Origin of the sequence: Rhodococcus sp. BH4 (assembly GCF_002079265.1) — a bacterium.
Classification (GTDB): Bacteria; Actinomycetota; Actinomycetes; order Mycobacteriales; family Mycobacteriaceae; genus Rhodococcus_F; species Rhodococcus_F qingshengii.
This window is the reverse complement of the sequence record NZ_CP014941.1, coordinates 460,889-482,733: the sequence shown is the minus strand read 5'-3', so window position 1 is coordinate 482,733 and position 21,845 is coordinate 460,889. Positions and strand designations below refer to the sequence as shown.

The window sequence follows — 21,845 nt, the reverse complement described above, 5'->3', positions numbered from 1 at the left end:
CCGGAGCGGGTTACCCGTGTGCCCGCACGGTCAAACACCGACCACCTTCTCCAACCAAAGCTCGAAAATCGGCGACCTTACCCCACCGCACCGGTCGCCGTACTCGACGACCTCCTCCGTCCCGACGAAACACGTTTGCGGACAACGGATGCACTCTTGCAGCTTTGCGAGAAGCCGAAGATTCGAAAACGCTCTTGACTCGAACGCATGTTCGAGTATGATTTGGGGAGGGGATCGGGGGATTCAATGAGTGTCTTGTTGTCGGATGTGGTGTCTGGTTCTGCGGTGGGGTTGCGCGGACGTCTGTGGCAGTTGACTGCTGCTGAGTTGCGTGAGGCTGCTGTCGAGGCGAGTGCGGAGATTCTGCGCCTCGAGGCGGTTCGAGTGGCCGTGGTGGACGAGTTGTCGTTGCGCCCGGATGATCAGGTGATTGCCAGCCGCGGAGTGGGGTCCTGGTTGGCGGCCAACACGATGCTGCAGGTCCGGGACGGGAAGAAGATCGCCGCCCTGGGTGCAGCTTTGCGGCCGTTTCCGGCGGTGGCTGCTCGGTTCGATGGCGGGGATTGCTCGTTCGATCATGCCGTGTTGATCGTGGCGTTCTGTGAGTCACCGCCGAAAGGCATGCCGGAGGAGGCGCTCCCTCGTTGTATCGACCTACTGCTTGCGGCTGCGTCGGGGGTGGAGGCGACGACGACGAAGGTGCGGAACGTGATCGCGACCTTGGAGCGGTTGTTCGAATCCGATGAGATCCCGCCCGCCGAAGATGTCGACCGGAACGAGTTGCGGATCGCCTCGACATTGAACGGTCGGGTGGTGGTGCGCGGCGATTTCGACGCCCTCACCGGCGAAATGCTGCTCTCCGCGTTGTCGAATCTGACGATGCCCACCCCGGCACCGGACGGAACCCCCGACGCCCGGTCGGCAGCGAAGCGGACCGCGGACGGGTTCACCGAACTGATCCGCCGGTACCTCGACTGCGCCAAAACCGGCAAAGACGGTGGCCAACGTCCGCACGTGAACGTGCACATCAATGCCCATGATCTCGCTGAGCATCGAGACTGCGCCGCCACACCCTCCACTGCTGATGGTGAAGAGTCTCTGTCGGATCTTGATGTCGGGCACATGCCCTGGCTCGGGCCACTCTCGGTGTCGCAGACCAGGCTTCTCGGGTGTGATTGTTTCCTGTCGACCGTTCTGCTCGACGATCACGGCGCGCCCTTGGATGCGCAACCAGGGAAGAGGTTGGTCACCGCCGAACAACGCGTCGCCCTCATCGCCCGAGACAAAGGCTGCGCCTTCCCGGGCTGCACATGCGTGCCCGCCTGGACGGATGCGCACCATATCCGGCACTGGGCAAACGGTGGCCCGACGGTGATGAACAACCTGGTCCTGCTGTGCCGTTCACATCACCGGCTGATGCACCGCAAATCCGGGTTCGTCGGGAAATGGGAAATCCGAATAGGAGTCGACAACAAACCCTGGTTCATCCCGCCGCCCTCGATCGACCCCGGGCAGCAACCGCGCCCAGCGAACACCACATTCAAAACCTGAGAACGAACCTCAGGCACAACAGAACACGGCCGAGCACCGCATCGAAGGGATCCCCCCGATGCGGTGCCAACAGGCCGTGGCGAACCCGTCAGACGGCCTGCGCAACCTTGGCGGCTCGCGGGAATCGCTCCCGAATCTCCGCTGGCGTGACAACTCTCGGGTCCAGGGGTTGCTCGTCACGCAGGTGGCGCTCCAACACCTTGCCCGTCATCGGCGCAATGACTTTCAGAGCAGTGGTCATGTTCTTCGGTGAACTACCCAACCGGACTGCCGTTCGCACCGCGGGCGCAATTGCTCTGTCCAACAACGCTGGCTGATCGAACCCACCCATCGTTCGCATCCAGCCGGGCAAAGTCGCGATAGTGGCCGGCGCGACCAATCGGCTGAATGTCGCGAACTTCGTCTTCCCCTGCGCTCTCGGTGTTCTCAACAAGTAGTGCATCGCCCGGTTGGCACGCTCGGAGGTACACAATCTGGGCCTGACTTCAGCGAAGTACTCACGTACCTCGTCTCGGGAGCGTGGAACGTCGGAGGTCTTGCATGTCTGTAGTTCGGCAGCGATCACGCATTCTTCCCAGTACCGCTGCTCTTCGACAGCTGAAAGCGGGCCCGGCCCATACATCTCGTAGCACTTGAGCACCGAATGCCAACCCGTCACGTGGATCCAGAGTTGTGACGCCGGATTGTTTGCGCTGTAACGAGTTCCGGTGATCGGTTCAACGCCCGTAGCCTGAGCATGAACTGTCATGAGGTGGTCGGACAGCGCCAGTGCTGTCCGCCCGTCGGCAGTGGCGACGGTCAGGAAGTACGCCAAGGTTCGGTCGAGTCGCCCGGCCGGATCGCTGTAAATCCCGCTCATGTCTGCCACTGCGGCAGCCAAGAAGGGGTCGAAGTGCTCGAGCACCACCGACCGCTGGAACCCGATCAGCGCTGTCGGCGCGGCCCAGATCTTCCAACTGGGTGATCCTGGGCCGAAGAAGCCGTAATCCTCACGCGGTCGATTCATCGTCAGTTCAGACATTTCATTCCTCCCCGTTCGTTGAGCCGGCACCGTTCATTTCGTAGGCACCAGACAAGGCGACTACTTGCTGCCAGACGTACTCGAATCGCTCCGCCGCGAACGTGGGGCGCCGAATAGATGCCAGTGCCAACCGTTGCTGATCTTCACTGGCGCTGGGTTTTCCGTACAACTCCACCGCTGCAGCACTGAAGTCGCGGACCAGGACATCGAAGATCTGATCCAGCACCCCACCGCTCCGCTGCCCCTCGTCCAATCCCAAGATCTCGGCTTGTTCGAGGATCAACTGGCCGTAGACGACGAGGGTGAAGAGTTCGGTGATCGCCAGGCCGAAGTCCAAGTCGACCTGCTGCGCCGCATCCGGTGGAGCTTCGGCCAAAAGGGTCACGAGCGCTTCTGCCTGCTCCATGAACAGTGCAACGTTGGGAACATCCGCGAACTTCGCGTACACCGCTCGCCAGTCGTCGAATCGAACCTTCGACAACCCCCGTGCCGGGCCCTGACGGAACAGGAACTCGTCGTCGGCTGCATCGTTGCGCGTCGGAATCGCCGGAAATGACTCGGGGGCAAAGAGGTACGCCGGCATGAACTTGGCGATCAGGGCGAGATTGACGGCGACGGTCCCCTCGAGCTTGGGCAGCCCGTCGACATCCATCTTGGCCACCGCGAGGTAGCTGTCCTTCTCGAAGCCCTTTGCCGCAGCGATGTCGGAGAGCAGTCCGATCACCTTCTGTGCCTCGGTTGTCACCTTCATCTTGGTGACGGGATTGAACAAGAGGTAGCGGCGGTCCTCGGGCGATGCGGTGCGGAAGTAGTCCACCGCACGATCCGAGAAGAGCCTCATCGCCAGCAGGCGCGCGTACGCGTCGACGAATTCACGTCGTACGTGTGGGAACGCCGTGACGGGATTGCCGAACAGGATTCGATTGTGCGCGTGGGTAATCGTCTCGTACAAGGTATGAGTCGACATACCGATTCCGCCGAAGCACAGGTTGAACTTTCCGATGTTCACGGTGTTGAGTGCGGCACTGAATGCTGCCTCGCCGGTATGCAGGATATCCTCTGCCGCAACGGGATAGTCGACGAGTGAGAACTCCGCTACGTACATCTGGGCCGGAACGATGTTCTTCACCACGGTGAATGCCGGATGGTCCGAGTCGGCGTAAAAGAAGACGTACTGATCAGTGCCCTCCACTCCGTCGACACGGCCGAAGACAGAGACCGTGTTGGCGCAGTTGCCATTTCCGATGTAGTACTTCGAACCGCTGGCCAGGTACCCGCTGCTGCCGTTGGGCGTCAAGACCATGTCCGTGGAGTAGACGTCCGCGCCATGCTCTTTCTCGGACAGTCCGAATGCCGCAACGCCTCCGGAAGCCAAAGCGGAAGCTGCTCGCGCCCTTGCCGTCTCGTTGTCGCTCTGCCACACCGGCCCGAGACCGAGGATGGTCACCTGCCACGGGTACCAGTAGTTGAGTCCGTAGAAGCCGAGGATCTCGGACAGCGCGGCGATACGACTGGTATCCCAGCGCTTGTCAGAGTCGCCACCACTGTCGCGGGCGGGCGTCAGAAATGTGGCGAACAGACCTTCCTTCGCCGCGAAATCGAGGAAATCGGAGTAGAAGATCTTGTCGTGATAGTCGGCCAGGAGTCGGTTCTTTCCACGCGCCTCGAACCAGTCGACGGTCGCGCCCAGCAGTCTCCGCGTGGTCGCGTCGAACTCCGGCCGATCGTACGTGGAGGGATGGAGCAGCAGATCATTCGGCACTAAAGAGGTCGACGCTGTCATAGCGGTTGTTCTCCTCGAGATCTCGGCAGAGGCGCCTCACTGAGCACCATTCGAATACAACGCCACCGTAACAATTGCAGACGATGAATACAACGGTTGCGTATTATTCACGAAGAAGTGGCAGGCAGATTAGGGTGAGAGCGGAGGTGATGCACACGATGACCAGGTCACAAGCTGACGCAACGGATACACCGCGGCGCAAGTACGCCCCTCGCATGGCGCCGGAGCAACGTCGCGAGCAGCTCCTCGACGCAGCATTCGAGGTCACCGGCCGCGTTGGCCTGCACAACCTCAGCATGGAATCCGTCGCTGCCGAAGCCGGTGTCGGCAAGCCCGTCCTCTACACGATTTTCGATACCAGGACCGATCTCGTCGCTGCACTGCTGCGCCGCGAGCACGAGCGAGCCATCGCTCAGGTGCTCGAAACCATGCCGACAGATCTGAGCGAACTCGGCCCAGCGGCGTCGTACACCGGGACCGTCGGCGCCTTCGTCGACGCCGTACTGGAGAACCCGACGCGCTGGCGCCTGATTCTGACGTCTGTCGAGAACGCCCCCAGCGAGTATCACGGCTTGTTGAAGCTCTCTCGCGGAGCTGTCTTCGCCCGCGCCGAAGAACTGGCCCGCGCCGGGATTGCCCTCGAGTCGAAGCTCGAAGGCCTTGATCCGGTTCTCCTCGCACACACCATGATGTCGTTCGCCGAAATGCTCGGACGACTGGCCGTCAGTGATCCCGAAACCTATACCCGAGAACGACTTTCCAGTTTTGCCGTGGCTCTCGCACAATCGGTCGGGCGTTAGCGGCCGACTGAAACCTGTCGGTCGGATCTGCTTCAATACACGCATGACATCACCATCGATCGAACCGCTACAGCTTTTCGAAACGTCTCCGGGCAACTGGTCACTGATGCTCACCGACCAGCATTTCGGCAAGGTGGCATCGATATTCGAGCAGGTAGAGGGTTTCGAAGGCTCCGGTTACGACTGGGCGTCGGTCGCCCACGCAGTGGTAGGTCGCGATGCACCGCATCTGGAGGGCCGCTTCGGCACCGATCCCGAAGCGGGCATGTTTGTTGCGTACGGCAGCGACAACGGAGCTCTCGGTGAGCTCGGAGCGCTACTCGCCAAAGCGTATTCGGATGCCGAGTACCTCGGTGGCCTGGTCGCCATTTCCGAACTCGACTAGAGCGCCGGTCGAAACGACACCGGCCCCACACCTAGGTGCGGGGCCGGTACCGAACGAAAGATCTAGCCGACCAACAGCTCGGCAATCTGAATCGTGTTGAGCGCGGCACCCTTACGCAGGTTGTCGCCCGAAACGAAGAGCGCGAGTCCGCGTCCCTCCGGGACACCCGGATCCTGACGGATACGACCGACCAGCGACGCGTTGCCACCGGCAGCGGCCAGCGGCGTCGGAACCTCGACCAGCTCGACGCCCGGAGCGTCGGCGAGGATCTCCTTGGCGCGAGCAACTGAGAGCGGGTTGGCGAACTCTGCGTTGATCGCGAGCGAGTGCCCGGTCACGACGGGAACGCGCACGCAGGTGCCCGAAACCAACAGATCGGGAAGTCCGAGGATCTTGCGGCTCTCGTTGCGGAGCTTCTGATCCTCGTCGGTCTCGCCGCTTCCGTCGTCGACCAGCGAACCTGCCAGCGGCAGGACGTTGAACGCGATGGGGGCGACGTAGTTGTTCGGGGCCGGGAAGTCGACAGCACTGCCGTCGTGAACCAGCTTCTCCGCGTCTCCGACTACGGCGCGCACCTGGCCGAGGAGTTCCTCGACGCCGGCGATGCCGCTACCGGACACGGCCTGGTAGCTGGAGACGATCAGACGCTGCAGACCGGCTTCGTCGTGCAGAACCTTCAGCACCGGCATCGCTGCCATGGTGGTGCAGTTGGGGTTCGCGATAATGCCCTTGACCAGGTTCTGCGTGTCCTGCGGGTTGACCTCGCTGACAACGAGGGGAACCTCGGGATCCTTGCGCCATGCCGAAGAGTTGTCGACAACGGTCGCGCCGGCAGCAGCGAAGCGCGGAGCCTGGGCGCGCGAGAGCGTCGCACCGGCTGAGAACAGGGCGATGTCGATGCCCTTCAGGTCCTCATCCGATGTGGCGGCCGCATCCTCGACGATGATCTCTTCGCCGCGGAAGGGCAGCTTCTTACCGGCGGAGCGTGCAGATGCGAAGAACCGCACCTTGTCCGCGGGGAAGTTCCGCTCTTCGAGCAAAGTGCGCATGACGATGCCGACCTGACCGGTCGCACCGACAACAGCGATAGTCGTCATGAGAAATTACCGTCCCGTTCCAGCGTGTACTACTGCTTCTTCTTCGCCACCGAGCCCGAAAGCGTCGTGGATGACACGTACAGCGTCGTCCAATTCGGTGTCCTTGACCAGCACTGAGATGCGGATCTCAGAGGTCGAGATGAGGTCGATGTTGATGTCTGCCTTGGCCAGCGCCTCGCAGAACGTAGCGGTGACGCCCGGGTGGCTCCGCATTCCGGCGCCGACCAGGGAAACCTTGCCGATGTGGTCGTCGAACAAGATCTGCGTGAAGCCGATGTCTTCCTGACGCTTGGTCAGGATCTCGACGGCGCGGGGGCCGTCGGCCGTCGGAAGCGTGAAGGTGATGTCCGTCTTGTTGGTCTCCACCTTGGAGATGTTCTGCAGCACCATGTCGATGTTGATCTCGGCATCGGAGACTGCGCGGAACACCTTGGCAGCGTGTCCCGGTGTGTCCGGCAATCCGACAACGGTGATCTTGGCTTCGCCGCGATCGTGCGCGACTCCGGTGATCAGGGCCTCTTCCACAGGAATGTCCTCCATCGATCCGGACACGATTGTTCCGGGCTTGGTGGTGTATGACGAACGGACGTGCACAGGCACGTTGTAACGACGGGCGTACTCGACGCACCGGAGCATGAGCACCTTCGCACCACACGCTGCGAGTTCGAGCATTTCCTCGAAGGAAACCGTCTCGAGGCGGTGAGCGTCGGGGACGATGCGCGGATCGGCGGAGAAAACGCCGTCGACGTCGGTGTAGATCTCGCAGACGTCGGCGTTGAGTGCAGCTGCCAACGCCACGGCAGTGGTGTCCGAGCCACCGCGTCCGAGCGTCGTGATGTCCTTGCTGTCCTGGCTGACGCCTTGGAATCCGGCGACCAGAACGATCGAGCCTTCGTCCAGCGCAGTGCGAACACGGCCCGGCGTGACGTCGATGATCTTGGCGTTTCCGTGGCTGCCGGTCGTGATGACTCCGGCTTGTGAGCCCGAGAACGAACGAGCTTCGGCGCCGAGGGAGTGAATTGCCATCGCTACCAAGGAGTTGGAGATGCGCTCACCCGAGGTCAGCAGCATGTCCATTTCACGGGCCGGCGGGGAAGGGCACACCTGCTGAGCCAGATCGAGCAGCTCATCAGTGGTATCGCCCATCGCTGACACCACGACGACGACATCATTGCCGGCCTTCTTGGTCTCGACGATCCGTTCAGCGACTCGTCGGATGCGCTCGGCGGTTGCCACCGAGGATCCGCCGTACTTCTGGACGACGAGAGCCACGCGTTTCTACCTCCAGGTCGAAATTGTTTACAGATACCAGAGGTCGAGCTTACCGAGGTGGTCCTGGGACTTCCCGATGCGTACTGCTGTTCGCCTCAGATCCGCGCGGGATCAGTTGCGAGATCCGCGATCGCATCAACGTCGCAGAACGCGAGCCACCGGCAACGTAACCGACCACCGTGACGGCAACTCCGCAGGCGAGAAGCACGCGGATACTGCTGACCAGCGAAACTGCCAGCGCGTCGTACACCGCGACTGCCGCCTCAGATGACGGTATGTCTGAATTCTGTAAATAGACCCGCCGCACGACGGCCAGCGCCACCAACAGGGCGATCATCGCCACCGCCGTCGCCAGCCCGACCAGGGACAGTGCGCGCATTCTCCTCGGCGCAACTGCGACGGCCGCGATCGCACAGGCCAGCGACACCCACGGCAGCCAGGCCGCTGCCCGGTCGAGAGTGTTCGAGAGGTCCTGGGCCCGCACCAGCTCGTCGGATTGCAGGATCTCGAACTGCGGATCGAACGTCGGAAGACGATCGACGACGGTGAATCCGCGATCGCGGAGGTTCGTCCGCAGTTCTGTCATGATCGGCTCGAGGGACAAGGTGACTGTTCCGCTGTCGTCGGACCGAACGATGCCGTCGGTGGCTCTGCCGGTCACCATCGCAGCAAGTTGCGCGTGCGCCTGACGGTTGGCCGCGGTCCAGAGCGTCGCGAACTGGTCGCTGGAGACCAACGACTGAGCCGCCTCCCGAACAAGTTTCTCGGCTTGTCTCGTCACCACCTGCGGAAACCGGTCCAACCGCTGCGTCAGTTCCTCGGTCAGCCGATCAACTACCGCCGCTTGGACAGCAGGTTCGGAAGCCAACGGGGCAACCGTCTCGACGTAGCTGTCGGTGTCGTTCACCTGGGTGTGGACGAACAGCGCGAGCACCGAGCCGGCAGCACCGAGACCAGCGAGAACGATCAGCAGTGAACAGACGATCCAGCGGATCGAGCGCATCACGTGTGCTTGGCGCGCGCCGGTCGAATCTTCGCGGTGATGTGGTGAATGCGGTGATCGTCAGCGGGTATCCGGAAGGTCTCGGTAACCCGAACGGTCATCAGGTTCCGCCCGAACAACCCGGCGTCGAGGAGGTAGTCAGCCGTCAGGTCGTCCCCGTCGACCGTCCACTCCACCTCACGAATGTCGCGGATCACGCGATACTGAGGACCTCCGGAAAGGCTGCGCCGCAAATGATTCCCCGAAAATCCGGTCTTGAGCCCGACCTCGTGGCGTACCGCGTCCGGAGCCAGCGGTACGGAACTGCCATCGTGACTGCGGAGCGCGTCGAGGTACGTGCTCGCCACGGCGATTCGGGGATCCATGGACGACAGTCCACCATTTTCGGGGCCGAAACGGCAGCACAATTCGGCGACAAATTGGACATGAGGGCGAACCCCACCGATTTCTCGCGAAATCCAGGAGTAGAGTGCTGTGCATGCAGCGCGCACTCCTTCTTGGTTGCCGCGACGGGGTCTGATCCAGACTGGCCTCCCGCCGCGGGGTTTTTGTGCGCCGGTCGACCAAGCCTTCCGGACTCATGGTCTTGACCAACAGGTCAACAGGCCGGGTCCACAATCCTGGAGATCACACCCATGTCCCCCGCTGACGCATTCACCACCGGCACTCGCACCATCACCCCGCCCACGAAGCCGGCACCGTCCGACCAGCCTGCGTGGAACACGCAGAAGAACTCGTCGATGCCGACGTTCCGCTACCGCCCGTTCGCCGAAGAGGTCGAGACGGTCACGCTGCCCGACCGCACCTGGCCGGACAAGATCATCGACCGAGCACCCCAGTGGTGTGCCGTTGACCTGCGCGACGGCAACCAGGCGCTGATCGATCCGATGAGCCCGGCGCGCAAGCGTCGTATGTTCGATCTCCTGGTTCGTATGGGCTACAAGGAGATCGAGGTCGGCTTCCCGTCCGCGAGCCAGACGGACTTCGATTTCGTTCGCGAGATCATCGAGGACGGCGCCATCCCGTCCGACGTCACCATCCAGGTGCTGACGCAGTCGCGTCCCGAGCTGATCAAGCGCACGTTCGAGGCCTGTGAAGGTGCCGAGAACGCGATCGTGCACTTCTACAACTCCACCTCGATTCTGCAGCGCCGCGTCGTGTTCCGCGCCGACAAGGACACGATCAAGAAGATCGCCACCGACGCCGCCGAACTGGTCCTCGCCGAGTCGAAGAAGTACCCGGACACGAACTGGCGCTGGGAATACTCGCCCGAGTCCTACACCGGCACCGAGCTCGAGTACGCCAAGGAAGTATGTGACGCCGTCACCGAAACCCTGGGTGCGACGCCGGCCAACCCGGTCATCCTGAACCTGCCCGCCACCGTCGAGATGGCTACACCCAACGTGTATGCCGACTCCATCGAGTGGATGCACCGCAACCTGGCCCGCCGCGATTCGGTCATCCTGTCGCTGCACCCCCACAACGACCGCGGCACGGGTGTCGCTGCAGCCGAGCTGGGCTACCAGGCCGGCGCGGACCGCATCGAAGGCTGCCTGTTCGGCAACGGTGAGCGCACCGGCAACGTCTGCCTGGTCACTCTCGCTCTGAACATGTTCACGCGCGGCGTCGACCCGCAGATCGATTTCTCGAACATCGACGAGATCCGTCGCACGGTCGAGTACTGCAACCAGCTGCCCGTCCACGAGCGTCATCCGTACGGCGGCGACCTGGTCTACACCGCGTTCTCCGGCAGCCACCAGGACGCGATCAACAAGGGCCTCGACGCCATGAAGGTCGACGCCGACAGCCAGAACTCCGACGTCGACGACATTCTCTGGCAGGTCCCCTACCTGCCGATCGACCCGAAGGACGTCGGCCGCAGCTACGAGGCCGTCATCCGTGTGAACTCGCAGTCCGGCAAGGGCGGCGTCGCATACATCATGAAGGCCGATCACGGTCTGGTGCTGCCGCGTCGTCTGCAGGTCGAGTTCTCGCAGTCGGTCCAGAAGATCACCGACGGCGAGGGCGGCGAGGTCTCGCCGAAGGAAATGTGGGACGTCTTCCACGAGGAGTACCTCGCTCCCATCACCCCGCTCGAGCGCATGAAGCAGAAGGTCACCGCGTCCGAGGAGGACGGCGGCACCGATGCGATCACCGCAATCGTCAAGGTGAACGGCAAGGAGCAGGAGATCTCGGGAACCGGCAACGGCCCGCTCGCTGCCTTCGTCGACGCGCTGGGAAGCATCAACTTCGACGTTCGTGTCCTCGACTACTCCGAGCACGCGATGTCCGCCGGTGACGACGCCCAGGCCGCGGCCTACGTCGAGTGCGCCGTGACGGGCCCGGAGGGTCAGAGCACCGTCGTCTGGGGTGTGGGTATCGCCACGTCGATCACGACGGCCTCGCTGCGCGCTGTGGTCTCGGCAGTGAACCGCGCCAGCTGACACTCAGCTCCTGACTCGTGAACAATCCCTGGTCTCACCCGATTTTCGGGTGGGGCCAGGGTCGTTTTCAGAGCACTGAAGATTTTCGGTCGATGTTTTCGATTCGGCATGACATTGGTCCCGAAAGAGTCGGTTAGCGAAGTTAACAAAAAGAATTCACCCATCGAGGATGATGCAGACGCCACGTGCGCGTGAGATAGTCAGCTCAGACAAATCCGACTTGTGAAATGGAGCTCGACAATGGATTCCTTTTGGGACTTCCTCTGGCTGATCATCATCAGCTTCGCGTTCATCGCGTACTTGATCCTGCTCTTCTCGATCATCACCGACCTGTTCCGCGATCACAAGACCTCCGGCTGGGTGAAGGCAATCTGGATCGTCTTCCTGTTCTTCATTCCGCTGCTCACCTCGCTCGTCTACCTGATCGTTCGCAGTGACGGAATGGCACAGCGGTCCCTCGAGGCTGCGCAGCAGGTCAAGAACGCACAGGACAGCTACATCCGTGAGGTTGCCGGAAAGTCCCCGGCCGAATCCATCGCAGATGCAAAGGCACTTCTCGACGCCGGCACCATCAGTGAAGAAGAATTCGCAGCACTGAAGGCCAAGGCTCTCGCCTGATACCGGCCCTCACTAAGCGGCCCTCACTAAACCGTGAGGATTGCACTACCGAAACGGGAGCGACACTAATCGTGTCGCTCCCGTTTTGTGTTCATTCACCAACAGCTGCTCATTCACCGACAGCCGTTCATTCACCAACGGCCCTTCATTCACCGACAACCTTCATTCACCGACAGCACGCGCGACGTCACGAAAGGCGTCGAGCACGACTCCGATAGCCGGACTGCGGTTGGCGTGTAACCGAGTCGCCAATTCATAAACTCGTGCAGCGCGCACTCCCGCCACCGGTTTCCTCGACACTCCGGGATGCGTGATCGCGTATCGCGGCATCAAAGCCACGCCGTGGCCCGCCGCCACCAGTTCTTCGATGACGCGGAAATCGTTTATCCGATGAGCGACGCGAGGCTGGACGCCGGTTACCGATGCAACCGACAGCAGAACGTCGTCGACCGGAAACCCGCCGCGCACGCTTATCCAGTTCTCGTCGGCCAATTGTTCCAGCCGGACCGAATCCTGCTCGGCGAGTGGATGATCAGGCCGCAGCACCAGATCGATCGGTTCACGCATCAGCGGTTGCACGCTGACCCGGGGAAACGACGTCTCGGCTCCGCGTTCGTCACGGTGGGTGAGGATCACATCGTGATCGGCCAACAGCCCAGGGACGGCGGACGCCGGTTTGTCGACGTCGTAGGCGTCGATGTCCACGTCCGAGTTCTTCAGCGCCGTCAGGACACCGGGCAGCAGGAGCGCCGCGCCGGAGGGAAAGAACGCGACTCGCACCTTTCCCCGCGGCGAGCCTCGGTACGACGCCATCTCGTCCGCCGCCCTGTCTAGCGCCGCCACCACGTCGTCGGCGCGAAGCACCAGCGCTCGACCCGCGTCGGTGAGGCGCAGCGTGCGCCCGTCCGGTTCGAGGAGCGAGACCCCCGCTTCTCGTCCGAGGATCTTGAGTTGTTGCGAGACGGCGGACGGCGTCATCGAGAGGGCGAGAGCAGTAGCGCCGACGGTTCCTCGGTCGGCGAGCTCGCGGAGGATTCGCAAGCGCGTGGCATCCATACGGTGACGAATATCCATGTAGCAAAACTACATGGATAGTGCATCTATATTCGCTTGTTCTGATGCTTCGTAAGGCTCACGATTAACGCATGACTCCCCGCGACCGTCTCCTCGGCCTGACCGTGATCGTCTTGTGGGGTCTGAACTTCCTGGCCATTCGCGTCGGCCTGGATCATTTCCCGCCGTTCTTCTTCGCAGCGCTGCGGTTTCTGATCATCGCGATTCCGGTGGTCATCTTCGTGCCGCGTCCACAGGTGCCGCTCCGCTGGCTGCTGCTCTACGGATTCGGTTTCGGATTCGGCCAGTTCGTCTTCCTCTTCTGGGCGATGCATTCGGGGATGCCGACGGGCCTTGCATCACTTGTCCTGCAGTCGTCAGCACCGTTCACCGTCCTACTCGGCGCTTTCCTGCTCCGCGAGAAGCTCAGCGTCTGGCAAGTCTCCGGTATCGCCGTCGCCGTTGGCGGGATGTCCTTGATCGGCTGGGACCGCTCGCACCACGCGGCACTGCTGCCCGTCGTCCTCACACTCCTCGGCGGCCTGTCCTGGGCGTTCGGCAATCTCGGCAGCCGCTTGGCTGCGGCAAACACCGTCGGCGAGCCTGCACCGATGCGCTTGATGTTGTGGATGTGTGTCATCCCGCCGTTACCGATGCTCGCACTGTCAGCCGTGGTCGAAGGCCCCACAGTCGGCTGGCACGCACTCGGCACCGCATTCAGCGCCGACGCCTGGCCGTCGCTGGTCGGACTGGCCTACATCATTCTGCTCGGCACCATCGCCGGATCCGGGCTCTGGACGATGCTCATGGGCCGCTATCCCGCCGGCATGGTGGCGCCGCTCTCCTTGCTGGTGCCAGTCGTGGGAATCGGCGCGTCCTGGCTGTTCCTGCACGAGGATCCGAGCCCGTTGTCACTGGTCGGGGCGGTCATCGTGATCGCCGGAGCGAGCGCCGCACAGATGAGGCGTAAGCCCGCGAACACTGTTTTCTCGGACACACCTGCAGCCTCACCACCGGCGCGACTCGGCGTCTGACGACGCCCTGTGCCAAACTCGGGCCGTGGGAACTGGACTATCGATCACAGCGCGCGGAAAGCTCGCCATGCGAGCTGCCGCAGCAGCATCTTGGGCATCGCAGAAGGCCGGTCGCGGCAAGGGTTCGATGATCGGCGGGCTGATCGCCCTCAAGATCGACCCGACGCTCATGACTCAGCTCGGACGCGGCAAGCGCACCGTCGTGGTCACCGGCACCAACGGCAAGTCGACGACCACGCGTATGACCGCCGCAGCGCTCGCGACACTCGGTGACGTCGCCACGCAGGCCGACGGCGCCAACATGGATGCCGGGATCGTGGCCGCCCTGGCCGCGCGTACCGATGCGACGCTGGCGGCACTCGAGGTCGACGAACTGCACGTCCCCCACGTAGCCGACGCCGTGAACCCGGAAGTGATCGTGCTGCTCAACCTCAGCCGCGATCAACTCGACCGGGTCGGCGAGATCAACATGATCGAACGGAAACTGCGCGCGTGCGTCAACGCGCATCCGAATGCGGTGATCGTCGCCAACTGCGACGACGTACTGGTCACCTCCGTGGCATACGACGCCACCAACGTCGTGTGGGTTGCTGCCGGCGGCGGTTGGGCCGGCGATTCCGTCAGCTGCCCGCGCACCGGCGAACCCATCGTGTGGGAGGGAAAGCACTGGCGCAGTACCGGTTCCGACTTCGCGCGGCCCGAGCCGACCTGGTGGCTCGACGACGACAATCTCTACGGCCCCGACGGCCTGAAGATTCCGATGACGTTGACCCTCCCCGGAAAAGCCAACCGCGGCAACGCAGCTCAGGCCGTAGCGGCTGCAGCGGCTTTGGGTGCAGATCCGGTCGGGGCAGTTGCCGCCGCATCGACGGTTCAAGAAGTCGCAGGTCGATACAGCACCGTCGAGGTCGGACCGCACTCCGTTCACATGCTGCTCGCGAAGAATCCCGCCGGCTGGCAGGAAGCGCTGTCGATGATCGATCCCACGGTGGACGGTCTGGTCATCGCGGTGAACGGTCAGGTGCCGGACGGCGAGGACCTCTCCTGGCTGTGGGACGTGAAGTTCGAGCACTTCGAAGGTGTCAAGGTAGTGGCCGCCGGTGAACGCGGAACAGATCTGGCAGTTCGCCTCACGTACGCGGGCGTCGAGCACACTCTCGACCCGGACCCGTTGCGCGCCATCGCTTCCTGCCCTCCCGGACGTGTGGAGGTACTGGCGAACTACACGGCCTTCCGTGACCTCAACACTGCCATCGCGAAGGAGTCTCGCAATGTCTGACTCGACAGTTCGCATCGGTCTGGTACTCCCCGACGTCATGGGCACCTACGGCGACGGCGGCAATGCCCTGATCCTGCGTCAGCGTCTACGGATGCGCGGCTACGACGCCGAAATCGTGGACATCACCCTCAGCGATCCGGTCCCCGATTCGCTCGACGTGTACACGTTGGGTGGCGCCGAGGATTCCGCTCAGCGCCTCGCAACGCGTCACCTCGCGAAATACCCTGGTCTGCAACGCGCCGCAGAGCGTGGCGCACCGGTTCTGGCGATCTGCGCTGCCATTCAGGTGCTCGGCAACTGGTACGAAACCTCCAGCGGCGAACGCGTCGACGGTGTCTCGATGCTCGACGTCACAACCTCGCCGCAGGAGAAGCGTTCCATCGGCGAAGTCATCACGAAGCCGCTGATCGACGGACTCACCGCGCCCCTCTCAGGTTTCGAGAATCACCGCGGCGGAACAACTCTGGGTAGCTCAGCCTCTGGATTCGCACGTGTCACCCATGGTGTCGGAAACGGCGTCGGCGACGGATTCGAAGGCGTCGTGCAGGGTTCGGTGATCGGGACGTACATGCACGGACCCGCTTTGGCTCGCAACCCCGAACTCGCGGACCTCCTGCTCATGCGCGCCTTGGGTGTGAACGAGCTTGAACCCCTGCATCTGCCCGAGGTCGACAAGCTCCGCAAGGAGCGACTCGCGATTCGCTGACCCGGTTCAGGCGGTTTCGGATTTGCCCTCGGTCAGAATCAGTTCCACGGCCAACAGCGCGGCGCAGGCCAGTCCCGCGACCAGTTCGGGCACCGCGGTGTAGGTACCACCGAGCACGACGACTATCGCGACCGAGAACGGCACGAGGGTGCGTACCGAGGAGTCGTGTAGTCGAATGTGGATGAACCACAAGGCGGCAAGGATGACCGCGACCGGAACGGTGACGGCAGCACCCGTCACCAACGCGCTGCCGTCACCGTCATGAGTCCAGAAGTCGACGCGCGAGGCCAACCCCGCACCGATGGCGGCAGCGGCGGCGAAGATGAAGTAGTGACCGAACCCCCAGACGAAGGGTGAGACGTTGTCACCGCCGATCACTTCGCCTGCATTGCGTTGGAAGTACAACCACCACAGGCTGAAGACAATCAGAATGCCGCCGATCACGACGTAGGTGACCTGCGCTGCCGGATGCTCACCGTCCACGGCGTCCTGAATCGCGATGGTGGTCGAAAGGATCGTCTCGCCCAGAACGATGATGAAGAACAACGAGTACCGCTCCGCGATGTGATGCGGGTGCCACGGCGTCATGCCCGGCTTCTCCGACCAGATCGGTACCGCGAATTCGCACAGAACCAACACCAGGAACGTCGGGACGTAAACGGCGGACGGCACGAAGTAGAAACCGATCCAACCGATCTGGACCAACACGATTCCGAGAGCGTATCGACGCGCCGTGAGCGCATGCTCGGGGTCGTTCCGCGAGACCCTGAGCCATTGGATGACCAGGGCTATTCGCATGATGACGTAGCCGACGATGATCAGCAGGGCGTCGTCGTTGAAGAAGCGGACGATGCCGGCTGCAAGGACCAGCGATCCGAGGATCTGGAATATGGTCAGCAGCCGGGCGATTCCGTCGTCGTTGTCGTACGCCGAGGCGAACCACGTGAAATTCAGCCACGTCCACCAGATCGCGAAAAACGCCATCGCGAAGTGCCCGACGCCCGAAGCCGCGTGCCCTTCGCTGATCGCGTGGTGCAGGCCGGTGGCCGCTTGAGCGACCGCCACGACGAAGCAGAGGTCGGTGAGCAGTTCGAGCGGCGTCGCCACCCGGTGCGGCTCGTGCGGGTCCCGCGGAACCAACGGCCTGATGAACGAACTGGTGCGATTCACGAAGGGCAGAGTAGCGCGATGATTGCCGACGCGCTGCCCGTGACTGGAACCTGTCGTCTCAGATATTCACGCCGACGCCCCGATCTGGGCTCGGATCTCCAACTGATCGGCGAGTTCGGCGCCTATCGCCCCCGCGCTCCCCAAAGTGAAGGCGATCTGCCGTCCCCACAGGAAATAGCGGTGAATCGGATAGTCGACATCCGCGCCGATTCCGCCGTGCATGTGCTGGGTCGCGTGCACCACGCGCAAACCGCCACGCGACGCCCACCATTTGGCGACCAGCGCCGCTGCTTCCGCTTCACTCTCGACTCCGCTGTCCATCAGCCAGGCAGCGCGGTGGGTGGTCAATCTGGTGCTCTCGGTGTCGAGATACGCGTCGGCGGCCCGGACGGCAACTGCCTGGTTGGTCGAGAGTGGACGTCCGAATTGCACTCGATCGGAGGTGTATTTCGCCGTCATCGCCAGCGCTTCCTCGCAGACGCCGGTAGCCAGGGCCGCCAGAGCCACCCGTACACGTCGTAACGTCCAGTCTCGAACCACCGCGCCGTCTGCGGGAAGTGCGTCAGCTGCAGTAACCGCAACCCCGTCGAACTGCACAGCGCTGTTGCTCTCGCGGTTCGTCACCGCAAGCGGTGTACGCACCAGCGCGTCCCGGTCCGTCGGCACGATCATCACGGTGACACCGCCGTCCGGCATCGTCACCGGAACCACCAGTGCGGCAGCGAACTCGGCGGCCGGTACGGAGTCGACGTGGCCCGACAGAACCCAGCCGTCAGGAGCCGGCTCGGCGCGAACTGCCGTCTCGGCGTTGTAGCCGGTGTCGAAGGCGCCGGTGACGATCACCGAGCCGTCGAGCAGTCCCGGAAGCCACGACGCTTTCTGCTCCGTACTGCCGAACTCGGCAATCGGCAGCGCTGCCGTCGAAATCACCGACCAGAGCGGCACCTGGGCGACCCGGCGGCCTTGTTGTTCGAGCACCGCTGCCAGGCCTAGCATTCCGAGTCCCGCTCCCCCGACTTCCTCTGGCAGAGGAATTCCCAGAACGTCGGAGTCGGCGAGGAGCTTCCACAGTTCGGCGTCGAAACCGCCGGCGCCCTCCACTTCCCGCAGGCGGTCCACTCCGGACTTCGCCGAGAAGATCGATTCACTCAGATCCCGCACGGCGGACAAGTTGTCGTCGAATTCGAATTCCATGTCAGCTCTTTTCGTTCTGTGCAGCGGGCCGGCGACGCGCAGCAAGCGCCATGCCCAGACATTTTGCGGCGACAATTTCACGCATCACTTCGTTGGTACCACCGCCGAAGGTGTTGTTCTGGGCGCGTCGACCCAGGTTCTCGACTCGCCCTTCCAATACCGCTCCGGGTGTGCCGGGGCGCAGTAAGCCCTTGGCGCCCAGCACTTCCTGCAGCATGCCGTACGCACTGACGACAGCTTCGGTACCGAAGATCTTGGCCGCGGCCGAATCCCCGCCGCCCAAGGTGTTGGCGGCGACGTCCGCCACCAGTCGTAGGTTCATCAGGTCGGCAGCACTGAGCAGCGCGTAGACTTCCGCCAATTTCTCACGTACCCAGCCGATGTCGTAGACGTGGCCGTCACCGGCGGGTTCGGTCTTTGTCCATTCGACCACCTCGGCAAAGAGCTCGTTGGCTATACCACCGCGTGCCGCCAGGGCAACACGTTCGTGGTTGAGCTGGTTGGTGATGAGCTTCCACCCTTGATTGAGCTCACCGACGACATTGGTGATCGGCACCCGAACATCTTCGTAATAGGTTGCCGAAGTGCTGATTCCGCCCACGGTATGAATTTCGGTGACCGAGAACCCCGGCGAGCTGGTCGGTACCAGGACCACGGAAATGCCCTGATGCGTAGGCGCGTCGGGATCGGTGCGAACGGCAAGCCAGACCCAGTCGGCAAACACACCGGCGCTGGTGAAGATCTTGTTGCCGTTGATGACAAGCTCGTCACCCTCGATGCGGGCGCGTGTTTCGAGGGCCGCGAGATCGGTGCCCGCATTGGGTTCGGTGTAGCCGATGGCAAAGATCAACTCGCCCGCCAGGATCGGACGTAGGAAGAAGTCCTTCTGAGCTTGCGTCCCGTGCTTGATCAGAGCGGGTCCGACGGTGTTCAGCGTGACCAGCGACAGCGGCGCATTGGCGCGAATCACTTCGTCGTAGAACACGTACAGAGCTTCGGGGTTCTCACCCCGACCGCCGAATTCCTCCGGCCACCCCAAGCCCAACCAACCGTCTTTACCCATTCGGCGCAGAATGCGATCGAAGACGGGGCCGCCTTCGGTCTGATCCACGAGAGCACGGCGGTCTTCGTCGTTGATGATCTCCGCGAAGTACGCCCGCAATTCCTTGCGCAGAGTCTTCGACTCCTCCGACAAATCCAAGTACATGGTGAAACTCCTAAGATCTACGAACGCGGCAGGCCGAGTACGCGCTGCGCGATGACGTTGAGTTGAATTTCGACGGTTCCGCCGCCGAACAGAATCGAGGGAAGTCCGATGTGGTCTATCGCGTAATTCGCCGACGGGTCGACAACGGCGGCACGAGGTCCGAGCAGTCGCAACAGATCCCGCGAGCCCTCACGCTGCGCCAGGGCGTTGTACACCTTCGACACGCTGATCTCGGAGCCCGGTTCCTGACCCGCCAGTCGCGCCGACACCCCGCGTAGATTCATCGCGGACAGTGCCAACTCACGAGAGATACTGCGGCCGAGGCCTTCCACTGCGTCTTCGCGAGGGCAGTCGTGGCTCGCGTCGGCAATAACCTGACGGAACAGCCGACTCGAACCGTGGTGCAGCGTGCTGCCCATACTCAGGCGTTCGTTGGACAGCGTTGTCGCAGCAAGCTTCCACCCTTGCCCCGGCTCCGCCACCAGGCAGTCGTCCGGGACGAAGACGTCGTCGAGGAATACCTCGTTGAACTCCGACTTACCGGTGGCTTGTTTCAGCGGACGTACGTCGATACCTTTCGAGGTCATGTCGACCAGGAAGTACGACAGCCCACGATGTTTCGGAGCGTCGGCGTCGGAACGCGCCAGGCATACTCCCCAATCGGCCTCGTGCGCGCCCGAGTTCCACACTTTCTGACCCGACAGGACCCAGCCACCGTCGACCTTGCGCGCTTTCGTGCTCAGACCGGCCAGGTCTGATCCCGCGCCCGGCTCACTGAACAGCTGGCACCAGATGATGTCGGCGCGCAGCGAAGGCTCGACGAACCTGTCCTGCTGCTCGGCGTTGCCGTGTTCGAGAATCGTGGGCAGCACCCATTCCCCGATCACCGTGGACGGTTGAGCCCAACCTCGCATCGCGAATTCGTGTGCGATGACGGCCTGTTCTCTCGGTCCTGCTCCCAGCCCGTACGGCGCCCGATAGTGCGGGGCAACCAGTTTGGCGTCGGCAAATCGGGCGCGTCGAGCGCTCCCCTTGGCCGGCGCCCAACTGGCGCTGGTAGTTCCGTCGTCGGGCAGCAGCGCAACCTCGTCCAGAACCCTGCGAACCTGCCCTCGTAGTTCAGGCAGCATGTCCGGGTCGACAAAGGAGAAATCCCGTTCCGAATCGGCAGACCGGTCTCCCAACGTGTGTGCCCACTTCACCTCGGAACCCGCCACCGCAGCGATACTGATTGCCCGGCGCCAGTACAGATGCGCGTCATGCTCCCAAGTGAATCCGATTCCGCCGAGCAACGTGACACATTCGAGGGCGTTCTCGATGCCGACGGGCAAAGCGGCCAACGCAGCTTGAGCCGAGACAAGTCTGTGCTGATCCTCGTCGTGCTCTTCGGACCGAGCGGCGTCCCACGCTGCGGCACAGGCAATCTCGGAGCGGACCAGCATCATGCCCGCCTTGTGCTGAACTGCCTGGAAGCTTCCGACCGGACGGCCGAACTGCTGCCGGGACTTCACGTAGTCGACCGCGGTGCGTAGCGCCCACCCGGCGATACCGCTCGCCTCCGCAGCCAACACCGTGTTGACGATCAGTTCGACTCGGTGCGCCTGGAGACCCTCGACGATCAGCCCAGCGTCGACCTTGTGATCGGTCAACGTCAGCGTCCCGATCGAGCGTGTCAGATCCACTCCGTCTTCGACCTCCACCGCAGCGGAAGACGACTGCTCGAGCCGGAACCACAACTCGCCGTCGTCGCTGTTCGCTTGCACGAGAACGACATCGGCTCCGGGTAGACCTAGAGCCGGGTCGGCAGAACCGCTCACGGTCCACCCTGCATCGCTGCGAGCCGCGCGCAATCCCACGCCGGTGCAGACTGCTCCGGTTGCGCCGGTGGCCAATTCGATCAGCATTGATTCCGCAGCCGGGCCGGCAGCTTTCGCGAGGATCCCACTGGCGATGACCGTCGGAACGTACGGCCCCGGGTAAAGCGCATCACCCAATTGCTCGACTACCACCGCCAGTTCGGCAAGCCCTGCCCCGTCACCGCCGTACTGCTCCGGCAGGTGCACTGCGTGCAGTCCCTGACGGACCAATCCATCCCACGAGTCCGGCCGATCACCGGCGGCGTACCGCTTGACGTTGCTCCGCGTATCGGCGATTCCACCGAAGCGGTTCGCGAATGCGGCTACCGCTTCCGCCAGGTCACGGTGATCTTCGAGCAGGGGCAGTGCCAT

The 21,845-nt window shown here is 62.9% G+C and carries 19 protein-coding genes; 8 read left to right on the top strand and 11 right to left on the bottom strand.

Translation table 11 applies throughout. The annotated features are described in order from the left end of the window. Nucleotides 1-246 precede the first annotated feature (246 nt). Nucleotides 247-1,551, top strand: a complete 1,305-nt coding sequence (locus A0W34_RS02280) for an HNH endonuclease signature motif containing protein (protein WP_081557257.1) — start codon at nt 247-249, stop codon at nt 1,549-1,551. Between the two features lie 88 nt (nt 1,552-1,639). On the opposite strand, the gene A0W34_RS02275 is transcribed toward A0W34_RS02280, so the two are convergent. Beyond that, nucleotides 1,640-2,572: an oxygenase MpaB family protein gene (locus A0W34_RS02275; RefSeq protein WP_081557256.1), complete on the bottom strand. Its 933-nt coding sequence runs from the start codon at nt 2,570-2,572 to the stop codon at nt 1,640-1,642. A gap of 1 nt (nt 2,573) precedes the next feature. After that, a complete protein-coding gene (locus A0W34_RS02270) occupies nt 2,574-4,355 on the bottom strand; it encodes an acyl-CoA dehydrogenase family protein (protein ID WP_081557255.1) in 1,782 nt (593 codons plus the stop codon). A gap of 149 nt (nt 4,356-4,504) precedes the next feature. Here A0W34_RS02270 and A0W34_RS02265 point away from each other — a divergent pair, with 149 nt between their 5' ends. Beyond that, entirely contained in the window at nt 4,505-5,155 is a 651-nt protein-coding gene (locus A0W34_RS02265) for a TetR/AcrR family transcriptional regulator (protein WP_007731498.1), read from the top strand. Nucleotides 5,156-5,198: 43 nt separating this feature from the next. Next, nucleotides 5,199-5,540, top strand: coding sequence for an Imm51 family immunity protein (locus tag A0W34_RS02260; RefSeq protein ID WP_003943507.1), 342 nt, complete (start codon nt 5,199-5,201; stop codon nt 5,538-5,540). Between the two features lie 62 nt (nt 5,541-5,602). Here the strand turns inward: A0W34_RS02260 and A0W34_RS02255 are convergent, their stop codons facing one another. Genes A0W34_RS02255 through A0W34_RS02240 form a run of 4 tightly spaced genes read right to left on the bottom strand, consistent with a single transcriptional unit; the run spans nt 5,603 to nt 9,277 of the window. Beyond that, complete coding sequence (locus A0W34_RS02255; protein WP_003943474.1) at nt 5,603-6,637, bottom strand: aspartate-semialdehyde dehydrogenase; 1,035 nt, start codon at nt 6,635-6,637, stop codon at nt 5,603-5,605. A 6-nt stretch (nt 6,638-6,643) separates the two neighbouring features. Beyond that, nucleotides 6,644-7,909: an aspartate kinase gene (locus A0W34_RS02250; RefSeq protein WP_003943494.1), complete on the bottom strand. Its 1,266-nt coding sequence runs from the start codon at nt 7,907-7,909 to the stop codon at nt 6,644-6,646. A 49-nt stretch (nt 7,910-7,958) separates the two neighbouring features. Beyond that, complete coding sequence (locus A0W34_RS02245; RefSeq protein WP_007731502.1) at nt 7,959-8,912, bottom strand: hypothetical protein; 954 nt, start codon at nt 8,910-8,912, stop codon at nt 7,959-7,961. Continuing rightward, nucleotides 8,912-9,277 (bottom strand): hypothetical protein, encoded by a 366-nt coding sequence (locus A0W34_RS02240; protein WP_003943492.1) that lies wholly within the window; start codon nt 9,275-9,277, stop codon nt 8,912-8,914. The genes A0W34_RS02245 and A0W34_RS02240 overlap by 1 nt, the downstream gene beginning before the upstream one ends. Before the next feature lie 270 nt (nt 9,278-9,547). On the opposite strand from A0W34_RS02240, the gene leuA reads away from it, so the two are divergent. Both leuA and A0W34_RS02230 read left to right on the top strand, forming a co-directional pair. Beyond that, nucleotides 9,548-11,356 (top strand): 2-isopropylmalate synthase, encoded by a 1,809-nt coding sequence (leuA, locus tag A0W34_RS02235; RefSeq protein ID WP_003943488.1) that lies wholly within the window; start codon nt 9,548-9,550, stop codon nt 11,354-11,356. A gap of 240 nt (nt 11,357-11,596) precedes the next feature. Continuing rightward, the gene (locus A0W34_RS02230) at nt 11,597-11,974 is read left to right on the top strand and encodes an SHOCT domain-containing protein (RefSeq protein ID WP_003943489.1); all 378 of its coding nucleotides are present in this window, start codon (nt 11,597-11,599) and stop codon (nt 11,972-11,974) included. A 162-nt stretch (nt 11,975-12,136) separates the two neighbouring features. On the opposite strand, the gene A0W34_RS02225 is transcribed toward A0W34_RS02230, so the two are convergent. Beyond that, nucleotides 12,137-13,030 carry a LysR family transcriptional regulator gene (locus A0W34_RS02225; RefSeq protein ID WP_003943476.1) on the bottom strand — a complete coding sequence of 298 codons (894 nt, stop codon included), beginning with the start codon at nt 13,028-13,030 and terminating at the stop codon, nt 12,137-12,139. Nucleotides 13,031-13,119: 89 nt separating this feature from the next. Between A0W34_RS02225 and A0W34_RS02220 the strand changes: the two genes are divergently transcribed. From A0W34_RS02220 to A0W34_RS02210, 3 genes are read left to right on the top strand one after another with little or no spacing between them, the layout of a single operon-like run. Continuing rightward, the gene (locus tag A0W34_RS02220) at nt 13,120-14,061 is read left to right on the top strand and encodes an EamA family transporter (protein ID WP_003943484.1); all 942 of its coding nucleotides are present in this window, start codon (nt 13,120-13,122) and stop codon (nt 14,059-14,061) included. A gap of 25 nt (nt 14,062-14,086) precedes the next feature. Continuing rightward, nucleotides 14,087-15,340 (top strand): Mur ligase family protein, encoded by a 1,254-nt coding sequence (locus A0W34_RS02215; protein WP_003943457.1) that lies wholly within the window; start codon nt 14,087-14,089, stop codon nt 15,338-15,340. Beyond that, nucleotides 15,333-16,046 (top strand): type 1 glutamine amidotransferase, encoded by a 714-nt coding sequence (locus A0W34_RS02210; RefSeq protein ID WP_007731510.1) that lies wholly within the window; start codon nt 15,333-15,335, stop codon nt 16,044-16,046. Before A0W34_RS02215 ends, A0W34_RS02210 begins: the two co-directional genes overlap by 8 nt. 6 nt (nt 16,047-16,052) lie before the next feature. Here the strand turns inward: A0W34_RS02210 and A0W34_RS02205 are convergent, their stop codons facing one another. The 4 genes from A0W34_RS02205 to A0W34_RS02190 form a co-directional block, all read right to left on the bottom strand. Next, nucleotides 16,053-17,216, bottom strand: coding sequence for a low temperature requirement protein A (locus tag A0W34_RS02205; protein WP_081557254.1), 1,164 nt, complete (start codon nt 17,214-17,216; stop codon nt 16,053-16,055). Between the two features lie 66 nt (nt 17,217-17,282). Further along, the gene (locus A0W34_RS02200) at nt 17,283-18,410 is read right to left on the bottom strand and encodes an acyl-CoA dehydrogenase family protein (protein WP_081557253.1); all 1,128 of its coding nucleotides are present in this window, start codon (nt 18,408-18,410) and stop codon (nt 17,283-17,285) included. Between the two features lies 1 nt (nt 18,411). After that, nucleotides 18,412-19,617: an acyl-CoA dehydrogenase family protein gene (locus A0W34_RS02195; RefSeq protein ID WP_081557252.1), complete on the bottom strand. Its 1,206-nt coding sequence runs from the start codon at nt 19,615-19,617 to the stop codon at nt 18,412-18,414. A gap of 17 nt (nt 19,618-19,634) precedes the next feature. Beyond that, nucleotides 19,635-21,845, bottom strand: a complete 2,211-nt coding sequence (locus A0W34_RS02190; RefSeq protein ID WP_081557251.1) for an acyl-CoA dehydrogenase — start codon at nt 21,843-21,845, stop codon at nt 19,635-19,637.

Excerpts from the sequence above, each read along its gene's own strand:
- A0W34_RS02280 (WP_081557257.1), top strand. The coding sequence starts at position 247 with ATGAGTGTCTTGTTGTCGGATGTGGTGTCTGGTTCTGCGGTGGGGTTG.
- A0W34_RS02275 (WP_081557256.1), bottom strand. The coding sequence starts at position 2,572 with ATGTCTGAACTGACGATGAATCGACCGCGTGAGGATTACGGCTTCTTC.
- A0W34_RS02270 (WP_081557255.1), bottom strand. The coding sequence starts at position 4,355 with ATGACAGCGTCGACCTCTTTAGTGCCGAATGATCTGCTGCTCCATCCC.
- A0W34_RS02265 (WP_007731498.1), top strand. The coding sequence starts at position 4,505 with ATGCACACGATGACCAGGTCACAAGCTGACGCAACGGATACACCGCGG.
- A0W34_RS02260 (WP_003943507.1), top strand. The coding sequence starts at position 5,199 with ATGACATCACCATCGATCGAACCGCTACAGCTTTTCGAAACGTCTCCG.
- A0W34_RS02255 (WP_003943474.1), bottom strand. The coding sequence starts at position 6,637 with ATGACGACTATCGCTGTTGTCGGTGCGACCGGTCAGGTCGGCATCGTC.
- A0W34_RS02245 (WP_007731502.1), bottom strand. The coding sequence starts at position 8,912 with ATGCGCTCGATCCGCTGGATCGTCTGTTCACTGCTGATCGTTCTCGCT.
- A0W34_RS02240 (WP_003943492.1), bottom strand. The coding sequence starts at position 9,277 with ATGGATCCCCGAATCGCCGTGGCGAGCACGTACCTCGACGCGCTCCGC.
- leuA (WP_003943488.1), top strand. The coding sequence starts at position 9,548 with ATGTCCCCCGCTGACGCATTCACCACCGGCACTCGCACCATCACCCCG.
- A0W34_RS02230 (WP_003943489.1), top strand. The coding sequence starts at position 11,597 with ATGGATTCCTTTTGGGACTTCCTCTGGCTGATCATCATCAGCTTCGCG.
- A0W34_RS02225 (WP_003943476.1), bottom strand. The coding sequence starts at position 13,030 with ATGGATGCCACGCGCTTGCGAATCCTCCGCGAGCTCGCCGACCGAGGA.
- A0W34_RS02220 (WP_003943484.1), top strand. The coding sequence starts at position 13,120 with ATGACTCCCCGCGACCGTCTCCTCGGCCTGACCGTGATCGTCTTGTGG.
- A0W34_RS02210 (WP_007731510.1), top strand. The coding sequence starts at position 15,333 with ATGTCTGACTCGACAGTTCGCATCGGTCTGGTACTCCCCGACGTCATG.
- A0W34_RS02200 (WP_081557253.1), bottom strand. The coding sequence starts at position 18,410 with ATGGAATTCGAATTCGACGACAACTTGTCCGCCGTGCGGGATCTGAGT.
- A0W34_RS02195 (WP_081557252.1), bottom strand. The coding sequence starts at position 19,617 with ATGTACTTGGATTTGTCGGAGGAGTCGAAGACTCTGCGCAAGGAATTG.
- A0W34_RS02190 (WP_081557251.1), bottom strand. The coding sequence starts at position 21,845 with ATGGCACTGCCCCTGCTCGAAGATCACCGTGACCTGGCGGAAGCGGTA.